The sequence below is a fragment of the Sulfuricurvum sp. genome, from assembly GCF_023229695.1.
In the GTDB taxonomy this organism is placed as follows: domain Bacteria; phylum Campylobacterota; class Campylobacteria; order Campylobacterales; family Sulfurimonadaceae; genus Sulfuricurvum.
Genome location: NZ_JALNYS010000006.1, coordinates 78,904 through 96,910, shown reverse-complemented (window position 1 = coordinate 96,910; position 18,007 = coordinate 78,904). Strand labels below are relative to the sequence as shown.

At 48.6% G+C, this 18,007-nt stretch carries 23 protein-coding genes; 7 read left to right on the top strand and 16 right to left on the bottom strand.

Annotation, left to right across the window (positions count from 1 at the left end; translation table 11 throughout):
* Positions 1-76: 76 nt before the first annotated feature.
* Complete coding sequence (locus tag M0P91_RS05580; protein WP_295065482.1) at positions 77-1,453, top strand: DEAD/DEAH box helicase; 1,377 nt, start codon at positions 77-79, stop codon at positions 1,451-1,453.
* Between the two features lie 308 nt (positions 1,454-1,761).
* Entirely contained in the window at positions 1,762-2,052 is a 291-nt protein-coding gene (locus M0P91_RS05575) for a hypothetical protein (protein WP_295065480.1), read from the top strand.
* A gap of 134 nt (positions 2,053-2,186) precedes the next feature.
* On the opposite strand, the gene M0P91_RS05570 is transcribed toward M0P91_RS05575, so the two are convergent.
* Positions 2,187-3,074, bottom strand: coding sequence for a DMT family transporter (locus M0P91_RS05570; protein WP_295065478.1), 888 nt, complete (start codon positions 3,072-3,074; stop codon positions 2,187-2,189).
* 388 nt (positions 3,075-3,462) lie between these two features.
* Here M0P91_RS05570 and M0P91_RS05565 point away from each other — a divergent pair, with 388 nt between their 5' ends.
* A complete protein-coding gene (locus tag M0P91_RS05565) occupies positions 3,463-3,840 on the top strand; it encodes a PAS domain-containing protein (RefSeq protein ID WP_295065476.1) in 378 nt (125 codons plus the stop codon).
* A gap of 18 nt (positions 3,841-3,858) precedes the next feature.
* Positions 3,859-4,971: a methyl-accepting chemotaxis protein gene (locus M0P91_RS05560; RefSeq protein ID WP_295065474.1), complete on the top strand. Its 1,113-nt coding sequence runs from the start codon at positions 3,859-3,861 to the stop codon at positions 4,969-4,971.
* Positions 4,972-5,071: 100 nt separating this feature from the next.
* Here M0P91_RS05560 and M0P91_RS05555 read toward each other — a convergent pair whose 3' ends face one another.
* The 5 genes from M0P91_RS05555 to M0P91_RS05535 all read right to left on the bottom strand — a co-directional run bounded on the left by M0P91_RS05555 (position 5,072) and on the right by M0P91_RS05535 (position 8,137).
* Positions 5,072-5,476 carry a DUF350 domain-containing protein gene (locus tag M0P91_RS05555; protein ID WP_295065472.1) on the bottom strand — a complete coding sequence of 135 codons (405 nt, stop codon included), beginning with the start codon at positions 5,474-5,476 and terminating at the stop codon, positions 5,072-5,074.
* A gap of 72 nt (positions 5,477-5,548) precedes the next feature.
* The gene (locus M0P91_RS05550) at positions 5,549-5,827 is read right to left on the bottom strand and encodes a peptidylprolyl isomerase (RefSeq protein WP_295065470.1); all 279 of its coding nucleotides are present in this window, start codon (positions 5,825-5,827) and stop codon (positions 5,549-5,551) included.
* A gap of 59 nt (positions 5,828-5,886) precedes the next feature.
* On the bottom strand, positions 5,887-6,351 hold the full coding sequence (locus M0P91_RS05545) for a hypothetical protein (RefSeq protein WP_295065468.1): 465 nt from the start codon (positions 6,349-6,351) through the stop codon (positions 5,887-5,889).
* A gap of 50 nt (positions 6,352-6,401) precedes the next feature.
* Positions 6,402-7,316 (bottom strand): DUF234 domain-containing protein, encoded by a 915-nt coding sequence (locus tag M0P91_RS05540; protein WP_295065466.1) that lies wholly within the window; start codon positions 7,314-7,316, stop codon positions 6,402-6,404.
* A gap of 137 nt (positions 7,317-7,453) precedes the next feature.
* Complete coding sequence (locus tag M0P91_RS05535) at positions 7,454-8,137, bottom strand: hypothetical protein (protein ID WP_295065464.1); 684 nt, start codon at positions 8,135-8,137, stop codon at positions 7,454-7,456.
* Positions 8,138-8,459: 322 nt separating this feature from the next.
* Here M0P91_RS05535 and M0P91_RS05530 point away from each other — a divergent pair, with 322 nt between their 5' ends.
* Positions 8,460-9,824: a phosphatidylserine/phosphatidylglycerophosphate/cardiolipin synthase family protein gene (locus M0P91_RS05530; protein WP_295065462.1), complete on the top strand. Its 1,365-nt coding sequence runs from the start codon at positions 8,460-8,462 to the stop codon at positions 9,822-9,824.
* A 13-nt stretch (positions 9,825-9,837) separates the two neighbouring features.
* Positions 9,838-10,572 carry an endonuclease/exonuclease/phosphatase family protein gene (locus tag M0P91_RS05525; RefSeq protein WP_295065460.1) on the top strand — a complete coding sequence of 245 codons (735 nt, stop codon included), beginning with the start codon at positions 9,838-9,840 and terminating at the stop codon, positions 10,570-10,572.
* Between the two features lie 58 nt (positions 10,573-10,630).
* Here M0P91_RS05525 and M0P91_RS05520 read toward each other — a convergent pair whose 3' ends face one another.
* Positions 10,631-11,203: a hypothetical protein gene (locus M0P91_RS05520; RefSeq protein WP_295065458.1), complete on the bottom strand. Its 573-nt coding sequence runs from the start codon at positions 11,201-11,203 to the stop codon at positions 10,631-10,633.
* A gap of 119 nt (positions 11,204-11,322) precedes the next feature.
* On the opposite strand from M0P91_RS05520, the gene M0P91_RS05515 reads away from it, so the two are divergent.
* Positions 11,323-11,562: a hypothetical protein gene (locus M0P91_RS05515; protein WP_295065456.1), complete on the top strand. Its 240-nt coding sequence runs from the start codon at positions 11,323-11,325 to the stop codon at positions 11,560-11,562.
* Positions 11,563-11,677: 115 nt separating this feature from the next.
* Here M0P91_RS05515 and M0P91_RS05510 read toward each other — a convergent pair whose 3' ends face one another.
* The 9 genes from M0P91_RS05510 to M0P91_RS05470 all read right to left on the bottom strand — a co-directional run bounded on the left by M0P91_RS05510 (position 11,678) and on the right by M0P91_RS05470 (position 17,921).
* A complete protein-coding gene (locus M0P91_RS05510; protein WP_295065454.1) occupies positions 11,678-11,884 on the bottom strand; it encodes a hypothetical protein in 207 nt (68 codons plus the stop codon).
* Positions 11,885-12,203: 319 nt separating this feature from the next.
* Positions 12,204-13,085 (bottom strand): hypothetical protein, encoded by an 882-nt coding sequence (locus tag M0P91_RS05505; RefSeq protein ID WP_295065452.1) that lies wholly within the window; start codon positions 13,083-13,085, stop codon positions 12,204-12,206.
* 293 nt (positions 13,086-13,378) lie between these two features.
* On the bottom strand, positions 13,379-13,858 hold the full coding sequence (locus M0P91_RS05500; protein ID WP_295065450.1) for a peptidylprolyl isomerase: 480 nt from the start codon (positions 13,856-13,858) through the stop codon (positions 13,379-13,381).
* Between the two features lie 12 nt (positions 13,859-13,870).
* Positions 13,871-14,344: a peptidylprolyl isomerase gene (locus M0P91_RS05495; protein WP_295065448.1), complete on the bottom strand. Its 474-nt coding sequence runs from the start codon at positions 14,342-14,344 to the stop codon at positions 13,871-13,873.
* A gap of 9 nt (positions 14,345-14,353) precedes the next feature.
* Entirely contained in the window at positions 14,354-15,229 is an 876-nt protein-coding gene (locus tag M0P91_RS05490; protein ID WP_295065446.1) for an ATP-binding cassette domain-containing protein, read from the bottom strand.
* Positions 15,226-15,900 (bottom strand): molybdate ABC transporter permease subunit, encoded by a 675-nt coding sequence (gene modB, locus M0P91_RS05485; protein ID WP_295065444.1) that lies wholly within the window; start codon positions 15,898-15,900, stop codon positions 15,226-15,228. The genes M0P91_RS05490 and modB overlap by 4 nt, the downstream gene beginning before the upstream one ends.
* A complete protein-coding gene (locus tag M0P91_RS05480; RefSeq protein WP_295065442.1) occupies positions 15,890-16,285 on the bottom strand; it encodes a hypothetical protein in 396 nt (131 codons plus the stop codon). The genes modB and M0P91_RS05480 overlap by 11 nt, the downstream gene beginning before the upstream one ends.
* Positions 16,282-17,130, bottom strand: coding sequence for a ModD protein (gene modD / locus M0P91_RS05475; protein ID WP_295065440.1), 849 nt, complete (start codon positions 17,128-17,130; stop codon positions 16,282-16,284). Before modD ends, M0P91_RS05480 begins: the two co-directional genes overlap by 4 nt.
* Positions 17,127-17,921 carry a class I SAM-dependent methyltransferase gene (locus tag M0P91_RS05470; protein WP_295065438.1) on the bottom strand — a complete coding sequence of 265 codons (795 nt, stop codon included), beginning with the start codon at positions 17,919-17,921 and terminating at the stop codon, positions 17,127-17,129. The genes modD and M0P91_RS05470 overlap by 4 nt, the downstream gene beginning before the upstream one ends.
* Positions 17,922-18,007: the final 86 nt, after the last annotated feature.

Genomic DNA, 18,007 nt, shown 5'->3' with positions numbered 1-18,007 from the left:
GCGTAACATTAGAAATGAGCTATAAAGGGTAAAAATGTTACACTTATAGAATAAGATACCAAAAGGTAATACTGCAATGTCATTTACGACTCTGGGGCTTACCCCCCATTTACTCGATACTCTCGCGGCAAAAGGTTATAATGAGCCTACGCCGATCCAGTCAAAAGTGATCCCCCTCGTATTACGAGGACGCGATATTTTAGGTGCAGCACAGACAGGGACGGGAAAAACCGCCGCGTTTGCGTTACCGATCCTTCAAAAACTTGCCGCAGCTTCTGAGCCGCGCCAATCGAGTGCTCGTGCATTGGTTATTGTGCCGACGCGCGAACTCGCCGCTCAGGTTGCTTTGGCCATCGAATCGTACGCAGAGGGGCTTGAACTGGTCTGTTTACCCCTTTTCGGTGGGGCAAATATGGCCCGTCAGGCAAAAGAGCTGAGCGAAGGGGTCGACATCATCGTCGCGACTCCGGGACGCCTGATCGAGCTGAACAAACAGGGGTATATCCCCCTCTCGCGGATTGAATATCTGGTATTTGACGAAGCCGATACGATTTTCGATATGGGATTCATCCGTGAAGTGGAACAGATCATCGATTTGCTCCCGACTTCACGCCAAAATATGCTGTTTTCGGCAACGATGACCCCTGCGGTCAAGCAGCTCAGCGAAAAGATTCTCAAAAAGCCGCTATTGATCGAGATCGATAACCTCAAAGCTGCCGATATGACGCTGCGTCAAGTGGTTCATCCGGTCGAAAAAGAGCGTAAAAAAGAGCTGTTGTCGTTTCTGATCGGTTCGAACAACTATCCGCAGGTTCTCGTCTTTACCCGTACCAAAGTGGAAGCCGATGAGGTGAGTGCCGAACTTACGCTGAGCGGTCTTAAAAACGTTGTCATCCACGGTAACAAAAAACACGGGGCACGCGACCGTGCGCTCAGCGAGTTTCGAGACGGTACCGCCCGTATCCTCGTCGCGACCGATATCGCGGCGCGCGGTTTGGACATCGAGGGGCTTCCGGTCGTGATTAACTACGACATCCCTCATATCAGCACCGACTATCTTCACCGTATCGGTCGGACGGGACGTGCGGGAAATGAGGGGCTGGCGATTACACTCCTCTCTTCGGGTGAACACATCTCATGGAAGAAGATCATTACGATGCTGGGGAAAAAGATCGAAACGATTCTCGTTCCCGGATTTGAGCCGCCGGCGGATGACGGTGTGGTGAAAACGCGGGGGAAAAGCCTCTCGAAAGAGGGGGAGAAAAAAGGGAAAACGGCCGGAGCCTTCGGCAACAAGCGTAAAAAAGATCCCGTACAGCCGAAATTTATCGGTAAGCGCGGACCGCGTGTTGCACGCGATGAATCTACAGGCAAAGAGAGTAGTTCAGGTAGAACCAACGCTATGGGGAACAAAAAACCGTCACCGAAAAAATCGGGCGGACGGGGGAGATAATCCTCTCGTCCCCCTTCTCCCTTTTATACTCCAACGAAAGGTAACTTGTTGTTGGAATAATTAGTTGAAGTTTTACTTAAAAAATAGATATTGTTAGTACTCTGAAGAATAATTTTAAGTAGGTTTGCTAATATATTCGGTTGTGAATCTGACCATATGCGCTTTGTATAAACAAGTGCGAAAAGGTTAGTAATCTCCCGTATCCGAAAGATACGGGAAGCTTTAGGGGGTTGTAGGGACTTTAGTCCCTGCCACTTTCCGGGCTATGAGCGAAAAGTGCGTTAAATAAAGTAAAAGGGTATTTGAAAATGCGCGTATTTGTTTACACCACTCTTTTCCTCCTTACCCTTATTGTTTTTAAAGCGTTTTATTGGGATGCCGATAAGATCAATTTATCCCAGAACGAAGAGAATATTTCCGTTGAATCTGTACCGAGTGAGCCGTTTGTTATGGCACCGCAAGAGGCTGTTTCGCAGGAAAAAAATGAGAGCAATGGGAGCAAAGGCTCCCAATCTACGCCATCTAATAAAAATATGCCGCTGGAACGGTTAGGCGATGCCATTGCCGATAAGCTGCAAAAGCGGATCACCCCTCAATAGAGTTCTTGCAGAACTCTATTTTAAACGTGCTTTGAGCAAAGCCCAAAGCACTACGCTGGCCGCTATGGCACTAAAGCTTGCCTCTTCGAGGCAGAAACTTCTTACATTACAAGGTTATGCAAGAAGTCTAATAACTATTTTTGCCGGGCAAGGATGATTCCGCCGGTAATAATGAGCACCGCTCCGGCGATCATAAGCGGGGTCGGGAGAAGATCTCCTAATAGGATTCCAAAGAGGGTCGCAAAGAGGACCCCGGAATAACTGACCGTACTGATTAATCCCGCTTTCGCGTAATAATACGCCCGTGTCATGTATATCTGTCCTAATGCGGCGGCAACACCCATTAGAATAATCCAAATCCAATCACTCCCCGATGGGACGACAAAAGGGCTCAGTGCAAAGGCAAAAAGATCCGAGGTGATAAACTCTGCCGCTATCATCAATACGATAGGGATCAGAACGCCGAAGATCATAAAAGAGAGGACGACGCTCCTTGCATCGTAGTAGCTTTTGAGACTTCGTACGCTTGTATAGGCCAGAGCCGATAAGAATCCGGTTAGTATTCCCATCACATGCAGATAGTCAAACTCCATGCCGCTGAGTACGGCGACCCCCGCAAATCCGATCGCAATCGCAAAAACGGCACTGGAGGAGAGTTTCTCCCCCAGCAGAAAAAAAGCGAGTAAAGCGGTAAAAATCGGTTCGGTTTTAGCATAAACGATAGCATTGGAGAGGGAGGTGGCGCTAAGTGTATAAAAAAAAGTCAATAAGGCGACCGTACCGATGATCCCCCGAAAAGCGAGGGTAAAAGGGCGCCCTCCGATGTTACGGATCGGTGTGTGAAAAATTGTCGCCGAAATGACGACCAGACCGACCGCATTGCGCCAGAACGTCACTTCAACCGATCCCATTGATGCCGAGAGCAGTTTGGCAAAAGCGAGTGTCAGAGCAAACAAAAAAGATGCGGTAATCATCAGGAGGATACCGCGTCGGGTAGAAGAGAGGGAGTGGTGTAATATCATGGCGCCATTGTACCATCTGACCTTATACGCTTTAGTTAAACAAGTGCGTAATGGGGAGTTAATCTCGCGCATCCGAAAGATGTGGGTAGCGTTTCAGGAAACATCCCTTCGGGAGCGCTTCGCTTGTTTTGGGGGTTGTAGGGACTTTAGTCCCTGCCACTTTACGGGCTTTGCCCGAAAAGTGCGTAACATCATGTACCATTTTGGATATTGTCTACCGATGAATAGGGGTAGAGCAAGAGGGTGTAGGGAGCGAGAAAGGGTTCAGAGAATGTAACGATTTTGCAAAATGGGTATTCGTTGCCTTAATTATACGCATAATCGATCTGTTTTTTTGGATTGGGGTAGGATATACTTTGAAGATTATTGAAAACAGAAGGGAAATGGGATGGAATACGAGTTAAATGAGACCGATTTTTTGGTATCACAGACCGATTCAAAAGGGAATATTCTTTTTGCGAATGAGGATTTCTGCAAAATTGCCGGATACAGTCTTGATGAGCTGATCGGACGGCCGCACAACATCGTCCGTCACCCCGATATGCCAAAAGCGGCATTCAAAGATTTATGGGAGACGGTAAAAAGGGGAAATATCTGGAAAGGGTACGTCAAGAACAAAACCAAAAACGGCGGGTTTTATTGGGTCTTTGCAACCGTATATCCGAATATGGCGTGCGAAGACGGCCAACACGGCTACATGTCCTGCCGCCGTAAAGCTTCGATCGCCGAGATTAAAAAAGCTGAAACACTTTACAAAACATTGTGATACCTGAAGGATAAAAACATGGAAAAAAGTTCAAAAATAGCTCTTTTATCGATAACGGGTATTTTAGGTCTGATCTTGGTTCTCACGCTCAATGCGCTTTGGCTTAACGCTCTGGTGATTGCCGTATTGTTCGCGGTTGCTTTAGGGATTAGCCTCTCCTCTTCTTCATCGCTTTCTGAGAGTGTGATTCAGCAATTGAACCAATTGGAGGAGTTGATGCAGTTTAAACGTAATCAGGTTGAACCGATTGCGGCACACCCCGGAACCATCGAAGAGAAGCTTAACCATTTGATCAAAACGCATGAATCGATTTTGGAACAGGATATAAAAGTGGCCGGCGAAATGGTATTGCTGGCGGATAAGGTGCGTCGGGGCCATTTTATGTGCCGGGTGGGGAGCGATTCGAAAACCCCGCATGTCCATATGCTCCGAAAAACAATGAATCAGATGCTCGATGCCACCGATACGAATCTTAATCAGGCGATTGAAGTGCTCCGCGCCCTGAGCGAGGGGAAATTTACCACCCGCGCGACGATCAATGTCGAAGGAAAAATGGGAGAATTGCTTGCAAACATCAATGAACTTGGGGTGGCACTCCAATCGATGGAGTCTCAGAACGTGGAAGCCAAAGAGGTGCTCAACAACACGACCCGGCAGCTGAAAAATACGATCGAGACTCTTCGAAGCAACCAATTCGTTGAACTCAACGGTATGATCAATACGACCGTGGAACGTATCCAAAACGTAGCCAATAAAGAACATGAACTCTCCATTAACCTGCAATCATTGGCCGGAAATGCACAAGAGACCAAACAGATATTGATTACAATCGGAGATATCGCCGATCAGACTAATCTGCTTGCCTTGAATGCGGCAATCGAAGCGGCACGGGCAGGGGAACACGGACGTGGATTTGCCGTTGTCGCGGATGAAGTGCGCAAACTCGCCGAACGGACCCAAAAAAGTTTGGCGGAAACGTCAGCAACGATCAATGTCCTGATACAGGCGATCAACGATAACAGCGAATCGTTAAACCAGAATATGGACGAGATGATGGATTTGACGAAATACGTGGGAACCGTCGATGACAAAATGGAAGAGTTGCTGCAAACGATGGACCGATTAAGCTAGAGCGAATCGGCGGAAACACTCCACAATTTGGATTCGGGGAATACGATCCTCTCCCCGCTCTGCCGATATCCTCTGCGTTCGATATCTTTAAACCTCAAAATCAGTAACTCATTGAGCCGGCGTTGATCAACCCGATCGAGACGGACATGAACGCCATCAGAATACCGACCGAAATATTGCCGCTGATGATGTGCCTTTCGACCGAATATTTTCCGCTCAGTCGTGTCAGGGCAAATGCAAAGAGGAGCTGGATCGACATAGCAACTCCCGCCCACATGACAAAATCGATGTAAGAGACGGAGTGGACCAGTGCACTGTAGAGGGGGATGCATAGTCCGACGATTGCTCCGCCGAATCCGAGAGCGGCTGCGGTATTGTTGTCGACAAAAATCATCTGATAGTCATCATACGGGGTGACTAAAGCGTAGAGGAAGAGAAAGAGAACGGCAACGGCCATTGCGGTCAGGAAAAAGAGGCCGAAAGATAAGAAATAGTCGATGAACATGTAAACCCCTTTGTTTTAGGGGATGATATCCGAAAAACATTAACGGGGGTCAAAGGGGAAGAGCCTTTTTTTTTAGCCTCTGCCGGTCACTTCCAGAAGATGGAAACCAAATTGGGTTTGGATCGGGCCGTATAATACGCCGACATCTCCGGTAAATACCGCTTTATCGAACTCAGGGACCATCTGTCCCGGGCTGAACCGTCCCAAATCTCCCCCTTTTCTCCCGGACGGGCATTGTGAGTGGTTTTGTGCAACGCTCTCGAACGATGCTCCGTTTTCGATCTCTGCTTTGAGGGTGTTACACTCCTCTTGCGTACTTACCAATATGTGTCGTGCGGTTGCCCATGCCATGATGATCCTTTTTTATTTTCGTGGAATTTTACCCCAATTTTATTCGGATAATGTAGATATTATAAAATATTAAAACGTTGACGTGTGACAACACCCCAATAAGGATCATTGTAGCGATCTTCGCGGTAGGGTGTCTGATGATAAGCGGTGATGGCTTTGCGCCAAAATTTCGAGGCGTATTCGGCCCCCTCTATCTGTTTGATCACCCACTCTCCCGGGAATATTCTCCAGATTTGATGGGCGAATTCTATCCCTACCGCTTGGTGACGAAACGAAGGGACGACATAGAATTCACAGACTTCATGGCAGCGGTTTGCGGTATGGGTAATCGCTGCAAGTGCGGCAGGGGTTTCGCCGATCATGAGGAGCCATCCGCTCACAGTCTCTCCGAGGTGGGTATCAAGTTCGAATAGCCCCTCTTTATTCGGTTTTTTATGGGTAATTCTGGAGAATTCCGCCTCATAGCATTGGATAAGGTTTAGGTAGACGAAAAGATTTTCATCGGTTACGGCGTGAACGGTCATATTTTTTCGCCGAAGAAGGGGGGATCGGGAAGGGTGATCATCGTTTCGGATCAGTATTTCTTGTTGGTATTGACGAGGAGATCGTTTTCGCTAAGCCCCTCGATCAGCGTTTTGAGGTTTTTTAGGGTGAAAAGGCGGAGATTCTCCCCTTTTTCTTTTTTAAACTCGCTTGAAAATCCGTTTTTGGAGAAGATGACGAAAATATCGGCTTTGAGCTGTGCGCGTGCGCATTTCTCCTGTAATTTACTCAGTTCGCTTTTATTGGCTTTGGCTTTGGAATATTTGCACCCGCCCGCGACGATTTTCCCCGATTTCGTTTGCCCCAATATCTCTATTTCGCCGTTTTTGTCCCAGTAAGAGCCCACTTTTTGCACCGGGTCCTCTTGGAAGCTCTGTTTGACCAGCTCTTTGATCAGTGCTTCGTATGCGGGTTCAAAAAAGGTTTGCTTTGTATTCTCCCACCGCTCTTTGACCTCGGTGAAATTCCCCTCTTTGATCCCTTTATAGTAAGGGGAGACGCACGAGAACCAAAAGCGCAGAAAAGGGGTGAGAAACACAAGACGATCAGAGACCTCTTCGTTTTCATCGGCAGGCTCCTCTTGCGAGTGCTCCCGGACCAGCAAAGCGTGTTTGATCAAAAAAGCTGCCGACTCTTCCCCCTCTTTTCGTCCCAATCCGGCACGTTTGAATGCGGAGCGTTCCCGCCGGTCCCCGGTAGCGAGTGCGGTGAGGAGGGAGTGGTGGGCTTTGTTACTCTGAGTGATCTTGGTAATGTCTCCGTGGATGTAGCGGTAGTTTGCCAGAACCTTCTCTTCGATCAGCTCTTCGAGGGGTTTTGAGATATCGATATTCCACCCCATTGCGCCGAATACGGCAAAATACTCGATCGCTTTTTCAATGTCAGCGGTATTGTTTTGAAAACAGAAGGAGCGCAATTGTCGGGTAGGGGTCGAATATTTTGACATACGGAGAGAACCTTGGATTATTTTTCACCATTATAACGGATGTTACGCACTTTACGCGCAAAGCCCGTAAAGTGCCGGGGATATTCGGATGCGAAAGAGTGGTGATCGAAGAAGGGAGAGAAGGCTCTCTCCGATGCTCAGTGCTGTGATTGGACGGAGGGGATAAATTTCATCTCCTTGAGCCGCATCACCGCCGTGTTGACGTTTCCGGCGTATTTGGTCTCGGTGTGCGGGAGCATGACGCCGTTGATCGGTTTGTACTCCTCGTACAGGGTGACAAATTCCATGTTTTGTTCACCCATCTGAAGATGCCCTACCACTTTTTCGATCAGATAGCTTTTTTTGGAGACAAAATAGTCGGCGCTCAAATGATCGGCGTGCAAGGTGAGCACGTAGTATTCCGGTACTTCGGATAGACTCAGGCTCTTCATTTTTTCTTTCAGCACCAGCGGGTGAAAGAGGCGTATCAGCTGCAATTTCATCGCATCAAGCATCGCCCCTCTCACTTCCATCTTCTCTTCACCGAACTGTTTGGTCCCGTAATCATTGATTAGGGTACGGGTCTCGGTTTTGTTGGGGTAGATGAGCTCTGTTTTAAGAAAGAAGGGGAGATGAACAGCCCGTTTATCGGTACCGTTGCTATCGGTCGTTTTTGTCTCGATGTGCCAAATCTGCTCATAATCGTTTAACTGGCGAAGATTTTTTTCCCCTCCGTATCCCTTGATCATCTTGGCAATAATGGTTTTGTTCTCCGGTATTTTGGCATGAAGCGAAACGGCGAAAAGGGTGATGGCTAACCATAGAGGGAGTAGGGATTTCATGTTTTCTGTATCCTTCGGTTTTTGGATGTTTTGCGGGAGTATTTATATCGGCTTTACCTTTTGCCTTCCTGAAAGAGGTCCGGAAAAGCGGGGGATGTAAAAAAAGCCAATGGGGACTTAATACGGCGAGAAAGGTTAGAACGCTATAATAAAGAACTGACCTTACGCACCTTGTCTAAACAAGTGCAAAAAGGTTAGTAATCTCCCGCATCCGACAGATGCGGGAAGCTTCAGGGGGTTGTAGGGACTTTAGTCCCTGCCACTTTCCGGGCTTCGCCCGGAAAGTGCGTAACATCAGTGAAGAAAAAAAGGGGTGGAGCAAATGAGTTATATCGTTTTTTACATCGCGCTTGAGGTCTCTGCGCAAGCGGTCACGATGCTCCATATGCTCTACCTGCGGAGAAATCATAGTACGATATTGGCATGGTTTATGGTTATCCTCTTTTTCCCCTTTCCCGCTTTTTTCCTTTATTTTATATTCGGCAATCGAAAAATACGGCAAAAGAGCAAAAAAAAAGAGCTCCTTCTTCACGGTCAGATTCACTCTATCTCCCCGCTTAACCCGATAGAGATCTTGTTGGAAAGCCATGCCATCGCTCCGGCAACCGTACGGAATGAGTTTAATCTCTGTTTTGACGGTGTCAGCGCCTATGAATCTCTTTTGAATGAGATTACAAAAGCACACGAATCGATCTGGATCAGTACGTTTATCGTTCAAAACGATTCGGTAGCCCAAACGATTTTGGAAGCACTGACTCAAAAAGCGATGCAGGGGATCGAGGTGAAGCTCCTGATCGATGCGGTAGGATCGTACCGGCTCTACCTATGGCAGCGTCCGCTTCAACGCTTTCGGGAGGCAGGGGGCGAAGTGGTGTTCTTTATGCCGATTCTAAAAGATCCGTTCAAAAATTATATCAACCTGCGCAATCACCGAAAAATCTATCTGTTTGACGGACGGACTGTTCTTGCCGGAGGGATGAATCTGGGGGAGGAGTATCTGGGGCCGAATTCGATGAAAAAACGGTGGATCGATATGATTTTTCGGATCGAAGGGGAAGCGGCTTTCTTGTACGCGGAGATATTTGCCGCCGATTTCGAGTATGCAACGGGCAAAGCAGGTGCGGCTATCCGAAAAGAGACCCGATGCGGCCGGCACAATGCGGTTCAAGTGGTCCCCTCCGGCCCGGACATAGCGAGTGATGCCCTCTATGAGACCCTCTTAAGCGCTATCCATTCGGCCCTGCACAAAATCTGGATTATCACCCCCTATTTTGTACCGGACGAGACCATTTTAAGGGCCCTTATTATCGCCAAGCACAAGGGGGTTGACGTCCGACTGATCACCCCCGGCACCTCCAATTGGGTGTCGGACATGGGGCGAAGCAGCTATATGCGCGAAGCACAGGAGAACGGGATCGGAATTTATCTCTACAAGGGGCCGATGCTTCATGCCAAAGCGGTGTTGTTTGACGAGTATGCCCTGATGCTGGGATCGGTCAACATTGATAACCGGAGCCTCTTTCTGAATTACGAAGTGGTCAGCTTCGTCTATTCCCCCTCGGTGATTGTGCAGATGGAGGGGTGGATGAGAGATCTTCAGGGGCACTCCTCGACCGGGATTAAAAAAGGGTCGCCGGGAAGGGTGATGATGGAGAATTTTATGCGGGTTTTCTCACCCCAGCTCTAAGGAGAGTGTTTTGATGTCCAAAAGCCAAATTCGCACCGTTCAAGAAGCAAAGAGCGCGGAGAGCTTCCCGTGTGAATTCTCCCTTTTGTGCTGGAATGTTCATAAGGAGAACCTCCGATTTCACTTCAATTTATATTTTAAAGAGATACTTGAACGCTATTGCATTGATCTCATAGCGCTTCAAGAGGTAAAAATAAATCGACTCCATCCGATGATAGTTGAAAATTTTCATCTTTCTTTTGCCCCGAATATACGATTGCCTGACCGTATGTACGGCGTGTTAAACGGTTCACGCATCCCTGAGAGTGAGAGTTTTTCGCTTTTATCGCTGCACCGTGAAAGTATGATCCAAACCCGTAAAAGTGCGGTTTATTCCTATTATCCCCTTGCAGGCGGAGAGAAGCTTATGCTTGTCAATCTGCATGCGATCAATTTCCGGGGGAACCGGATATACCGCAGGGAGATCGAAACCATTTTTGAAAAGAGCGCCCATCATAAAGGGGCGTTGATTGTAACGGGGGATTTTAACAGCTGGAATCTAGAACGGATGAATGTACTCATGAAACTCTCAGAAACCCTGGAATTGAAAAACATCGAGATGGAACAGGGACATTTGATCAAGTCGTTTATGAAACATAAACTGGACCATATCTTTTATCGGGGATTGGAGCTGATAGAGAGCGGTGTGATCGATGTCGAAAAGATTTCGGACCATAATGCGCTCTATGCCCGTTTTAGAGTCGTCTAATACCGTCTATGTGTACATACGTATTTTGTCATCGTATACTTGATACGGGATCCATAAACTATTTCCGATCGAAATGGTAGATCGAGTGGGAATCTTTGAGTTTTTTGTTTTTCCACGCAAAATAGGAAGTTTTGAGATGTTTCCCGTCATCGGAGAGTTCATGGACGATCTGGTGGATATGATCTTCGTCCGATTGACATAACTCCGTACTCATATCGCAGTCAAAGACGATCCGTTTGGGGGTGCTCAGAGCCAGATTGGCGAGAAATTCAGGCTGGTTTTGTTTGGAACAGTAGTGGGTCGCTTTGAGGTTGGTGCAGGCAATATCCTTGCAATGGTACATTGTGACCATCTGCTTGGCCGTATTGGGGAGCAAATCTTCCATGATCGTCACGTCACCGCCGATGAGTTTGAATCCGATCCCCGTTTGATCGGTTCCGACGATGGGGAGGAGTGCGGGGTGTTTGTACGAATCGGTCCCGATTTGCTGATCGGCGGGAGAGAGCTTCCACTCCCCTTTGAGGGAACTCTCCATCCCGTCGAAAATATCCCATGCGGTTGTCTCCGCGCCATAGCTTGCCGAACTGAGTGAAAGGGTGAGGAAGAGGTGAAAAATGGTATTTTTTTGCATGTTGATCCCTTAAATGATTGGAATTTTACTCTATTTGAGCCGGATTTTTGTTAGAATCGGGAATACAATGGATAGAAGAATTCTATATCATTGCCATAAAAGATACGGAAGAGAAAGAGATGACACAAATAAACTGGAATCAATTTAAAGTTTTTAAACAGGAATACTCAAATCGGATGGGATTTGATAACTTTCAGCTCTTACTGGAGTTTATCCGCAGTGTTGACAATCTGATCAGCCCTGATGAGATGTTGGATATTTTGATGGACGACGAACTCTCCCGGCAGATGGTTGAAAAACGGGGGATTTCCGATGTGATACAGCTTGAAGAGCACCTTTATCAACAGTACCGCCGATAGGGGATGGGGAGCTTTTAAGTGATGTTACCACCCCCTGAAGCTACCCGCATCTTTCGGATGCTGGAGATTACTGAGCTATTTTGCCCCTTTTGAAAAAGGTGTGTAAGGTCAGCTTCTAAAGCAGGTCTGCCCCTTTTTCCGTCAACACGAGGGTAACTCCGTCCTCTTTGATGTCGATCAGAGCGTCGTTTTTCAGTTCATCCATCGCCAGAGTGAAAGCGCGATCTTGCTTCGAATCAATTTTTTTTAAAATCGCCTTGATAACATCCTCTTTGGTCATGACATGACCGGCAACGGCTCTGCTGGAGCGGAACCAATGCATAAACATCTCTTTAATCTCATTTTTTTGAGTGGTTTCAATGCTCTCTTTTTTCGGCGGTGCTTTACGCGAAAAGTTCGGAGAAGGTTTGGAATAGTCCCGTTTCGGAGCCGGTTTTTTATAGGTGTTTGAGGGTTTGATGGAAGATCCTTATTTTCGTATGGGCGTATTGTAGTGATTTTTGGCTAATCTCTTACTGTATCGGCTCGGTTTGGGGTAGACGAGATCAGTTTCGTAAAGTATGTTTTAATATTTTTTTGAAGCGTACATCAGCGAGTGTGAAGCGTTGATTCGGGTTCGAGGCGCTTTTTTGGAGGGGGGATCAGCCGGAGCGGCTGTCGCTTCGCCGTGAGGGACGGCTGAAATAGTTGTAAAACCCTGTCCCGACGATCAGTAAGGTTACGCTGAGGATCAGGTACAGGGCGTTGACCAGTTTGCTGTAATCATCAAGGACGATTTTAAAGACCGCCATCAGCGATTCAATCGAGAGGGCGATAATGATGGAGGTGAGGAATTTACTCAATATCCTGCTTTGAATCTCATTGGAGGAGTCGAGGGTTTTGAAGAGGACCTCGTTTTCAATCATCGTTTTGGCCAGATCGTAAATAGCCATCCCGATGGTGATCGATATGACCGACATGAAAATCTGATGCAGTATCCGGTCATTTCCCACCGGGATAAAAAGCATACGGCCAAACATATACCCTCCATACAGGATCAAGAATGCGGCAACCAGTCCCAACAGCAATCCTCCAAATCCCATCACCGTTTTGTTGATTTTTTCAAAGAGGCCGTTGTATTCGACGAGGCGCAGCTCTTGAAGGAGTTTGAACATATCGAAATCGATGACGATGTAGTGATCGGTTTCGTGTTTGACGACGGTCAGTGACGGTAATCCGGTGATATGATGCAAATAGGGATTGGTGATGAAAATAGGGTCGTTTTCAAAACTGATTGCCTGAAAATAGAGCTGTTTATTTTTTCCGATCCGGTCACTGTCGTAATATTTACGTCCGTAATCGGGGGTGATCTGGATAAAATCGCGGTTAACGGCGTAGATGGTATGTGCCGATTTTTCGGTTTCAAAAAAACGCTGTAAATTCGTCCCTTCCACGGTTGATACCGAAAAATTCAGCAGACAATTTTTGAGATAAAAATGGATGGTATTGCGATTTTCGGTATAGAGAGTGATAATCCGTTTCATAACGCCTCCTTGTTGTGAAGAGATAGTGAAAAGAAATTGAATGGTTAGTTTTACTCCCGATAAGCTAAAAAAGAGCACCCCGTGACAAATTAGCTCCGTTATACAAGAAAGGAAATCTGAATGGTGTTGAATTTAATAACCGTCTCCACTGGTTCATCTCGGCATACTGGCAGATATTTGCCTCAACAATGGGGGAAGTGACACGAAAGTCGATAGTAGAGGCAAAAGAGGTGGTGTTTAAAATCCATATTTTTCCCTTTCTTTCGGAAAAGGGAAAACAGATGATCAAAGCGTTATGAAGCGCTCCACAGCGGGATAAAGTGTTTGGCCGCAATCTCTTTCTTGCTGGCGGCTCGGATTGCTGTTACCGTCGCTTCAAAAACGATATCCTTTCCCGCAAGCGGGTGATTGGCATCCATGATCGCGGTGTCGGTATCGATTTGTACGACACGATAGATGATCACGTCATCCTCCGCACTCTCCAAATACCCCTCAATCTCCATCCCGATTTCCAGATCGTCGGGGAGATCGCTCAGAGATTCGGTAACGACAAGCTCTTCTCTATAGGGGCCAAACGCCTCTTCGGCACTCATGGCAACTCTGAGTGTATCGCCGATATTTTTCCCTTCCAGTTCTTGTTCGACCGGAATAAAGAGGTTGTCATACCCGCCGTGCAGATAGACGAGGGGGGATTCACCCGGATCGATGAGGTCGCCTTGGGAGTTATAGACTTGGTAGTCGAGGGTGACGACGATGTTTTTGGTGATAGTCATAAAGTTCCTTGGTTAATGATCTTTATTAAACGCTAATATCTCTTCAATTTCCTGTTTGGTCGCTTCGTGGATATCTAAAACCGTCCCTTCGAAAACGAGATCCATCCCGGCAAGCGGGTGATTTCCATCAAGTGTGGCATGATCACCGTCGATCTCGGTGACGGTGTAGATAACGACGTCATCGGTATCCTCATCAAAATAGCCGTCCAGCTCCATCCCGACACTTACCTCTGTCGGGAGTTCGCTGAGTGCTTCGGTGACCACCAGTGAGGGATCATAATTGCCGAATGCTTTATCCGCCGATAGGGTCACGGTGAACGACTCGCCGATCTTTTTCCCCTCCAGAGCTTGTTCAACCGTAGGGAAGATGTGTCCGTAATTGCCGTGGAGATAGACGAGCGATTCTTCCTCTTCGTGCAGAAGGTTCCCCTCCGTGTCGTTGATGTGATAATCGAGGGTGACGATGCAGTCTTTGGTGATAGTCATGATAGCTCCTTAGGGTAATGGTATCAATATTGGATTGAACGCTTTGGTCGAAATTATAGCGTGTCCTCCTATCCTTAGATCTGAAGCCTCTGCGTTGCTCAAGACGGTGCGGACGACGGAGGTGCCGACGAGGAGGGTGACGATACTGACCGGAAAATCTTCCTCGATTTTGAGTACCTCGCCGATCAGCTGAAGTTTGCCGCTGAGGGTTTGGGGAGAGAAAAACTCCATCGGAGGAGAAATGGACTCGATCCGTCCCGACACCACCGAGGCGAGACGGTCGGAGAGTTTGACCGTTTCGGCGATGTCGTGGCTCACCAGCAGCGTCGTGACCCCTACGCGGGAGTGGATAAGGGAGAGCTCATCCTGAAGCTTTTGGCGCATGGAGGGATCGAGCGCGGAAAGGGGTTCGTCGAGGAGCAAAATTTTGGGATGGCGTACCAACGCGCGGGCAAGGGCAACCCGCTGTTTTTGCCCCCCTGAGAGGGTGGCGGGGAGACGGTCTGCGAGGGCGGAGAGTTCGACGAGGCCGATCAGCTCATCCACGGTGCGACGCTGCGCTGTGTTTTCGGCGGCAAAGAGGAGGTTTTCGCGCACACTCATCGTCGGGAAGAGGGCGTAGTCTTGGAAGACAAAACCGACACTCCGTTTCTGGGGGGGAAGATTAATCTTTTTTTCCGAATCAAACCACACCTCACCGTCCACGTCGATCACTCCGCTGTGCGGGGTCTCCAACCCCGCAATCATCCGAAGCAACGTTGTTTTCCCCGCACCGGAGGTTCCGAACAGGGTGAGAAATTCGCCGTCGTGGATGTTTAGCTCATAATGGGCTTCCAACGCCCCATCGGCGGTATCGAGATGCTTTTTAATATTGATTAATATCATCGAATCCCCCCGAGCGATTTTTTATTGAGGGTATAGACGAGGAGGAGTATCGCAAAGGTCACCGCGAAAAGGGTGAGGGCGTATTGGTGCGCCATGGCGTAGTTGAGCGATTCGACCTCGTCGTAGATGGCGATCGAGGCGACGCGGGTTTCACCCGGGATATTTCCCCCGATCATCAATATCACCCCGAACTCTCCGACGGTGTGGGCAAAGGCGAGGACAATCCCCGAGATAAGACCGTGACGGATGGTGGGGAGGATCACCCGTATCATCGTCTCGAGTTTCGATTTGCCGAGGGTATAAGAGGCTTCGAAGATCGTTCTTGGAACCCCTGAGAGCGCCGACTGGATCGGATGAACCATAAACGGGAGGCTGAAGAGGACGGAGCCGATCACCAGCCCCTCGAAACTAAAGGCCAGCCGTATCCCGTGAGAGGTTAAAAATTCTCCGATAAACGAAGCGGGACTAAAGGCGAGGAGGAGATAAAAACCCAGCACCGAGGGGGGCAATACGAGAGGCATACTGACGATGGTTTCAATGATGCTTTTGAAGCGTGTTTGACTGAATGCTAAAAATGCGGCTAAGGGGATACCGATGAGCAGTAAGATAACGGTGGTAACCGCAGCCAACTCAAAGGTGAGGGCCATCGTGCTGATGAATTCAGATTCCATGGGTACCTCTCAATAGAGATATTTCGGAGGGCTGCACCATCCAGCTCACCTCGTCCCCCTCATGGATGGCAAGGCTGTTAAACGTCAGGGTCGGCACCAGCGCGATGAGGTTCGTCTCATGATAGGCGAGGGTGATTTGGGAGAGGACAATCCCCGATTCGATCTTTTGCACGATGGCGCGCGCACTATTGGCCGTTGTGGCGGCGGAGTGTGTGGAGAGGATCACTTCGGTCTCTTTAAACGCCAATGTGACGCTGTTCCCGATCAGAGCCTCGGAGGCTTCGGCGAGGAGGAGGTGAAACGGCTCATCTCGTACGTCGACGGTGAGAAGGCTGAGGTGCTCGGAGGCGGTTACGGCGGTGATGGTGGCGGGGAGGGTGTTCATAATACCTCTATTCTCACTTTGATATCGGCGCTTTGCGCGCTGTAGGGTGATGAGGTGACGATCATATCGACTCCCGTTCCGGCATATTCGGCGATATTTTTGGCACTGATTCCCCCGGTTGCTATTAGTATAATATTAGGAAATATTAAACGAATTTCGCGAACGGCATCGGCCAGTTTGGTGAGGGGCATTTTCTCCAGCTGGAGGATATCGGCCCCCATCGCGGCAAACTTCAACGCCTCATCCACATTTTCGGTTTCGATGACGACCTTTTTCTCGAGGTTCGTTTTTTTCATCGTTTGCAATGCCGCCGCAAAGGCTTCATCATTCGGGAAAAAAACACGGTGGTAATCGAAAACAAGGATCGATTCGGAGAGTCCCAGACGGTGTGCCACGCCGCCGCCCGATTCGACCGCTTTGATGGCGATTTTTTTCGTAAAAGGGGTGGTTTTTCGGGTGGTGGCGACGACGATATCGGGATTGATGGTGCGGGCTAAAAGTACCGCTTCGCGAGTATAGGTGGCGATCCCGCTTGCATAATCGATGAGGTTTTGGACGGACTTCCAGATGCGGTGGATATTCCCCGCTTCGCCGTGGGCTTCGAGAAAGACGCTATTGGGCGGGACAAGGGTTCCCGATTTGACGAAACCGTCAATCTCCAAACCGTAGAGTCCGCACAAACGCACCGCCTCTTCCATGGAGGAGACGACGAGAGGACGTTCACGGGTGGCGAAGGTGATGCGGGCACGCCGGTCGGTGATTCCCAGTGATACGGTCGTGAGATCACCGTAGGGGACGTCTTCGGCGAGGAGGGATTCGAGTTCAAAATCGGTTAGGGTGATCATTTTGTCGTCTCCCACGAAATAAATGCCCAGCTAACCGGACGAGGAGGGCGGCTTTGAGCGACGATCACCTCTCGATAATACTCTCGTGCTTTCTCCTGATACTCCTCCTCAAGCGTTCCGATGCTCCAGATCAGTGATTCGACGAACTCCTCTTCACTCCCGCTTCGGACACTTCCCCGTCCTGTTTCGATGTAATCGACGCGGGGGAGGAATCCGTGAGAGTAGAGGATGATGGGGATGTACCAGTAGTCGGGTTTGGTTTTTACCTTTTTGCCGATATAGTCGAGGATGTTCATATCGACAAAACTCCCCCCCACTTTGTAGGTAAGATAACACCTTTTGCGTGCATGAGCTGACATTTTGGTAAGCGCCGCATCGATGTCAGAGACCTCCATCGAACGGGATGCGACGACGATATCGATCTGCGGCAGGTGGTTCCAGTTATCCTCCCAACCGATATGATATGTTTTAATATTAGATACATTTTCACGCACGGCGTAGGCTTCGAGTTCTTCGAGCATCCGTGCAGAGAAGTCGATGGCGATCACCTCTTTGACCCGTTTGGCCAGTGGGATGGTGAGCGCTCCGGGACCGCACCCGATGTCGAGGATCACTTCGTCACCGGAGAGTTCCATGCGGGAGATAAAATCCTCGACGTAGGGGCTGTTGATCGTTGATTGCGCCATATCGGCCGATTTTTCGTCCCAATCGTCACGATTTTTGGCTTTGAAATCGGTGGACGCTTTGTGCTCTCGGTACATTCGGGCAAAATCGATCGGTTCTAAAAACATTCAATCTCCTCAATTATTCACTGATGTTACGCACTTTTCGGGCAAAGCCCGTAAAGTGGCAGGGACGAGGGTCCCTACAACCCCCT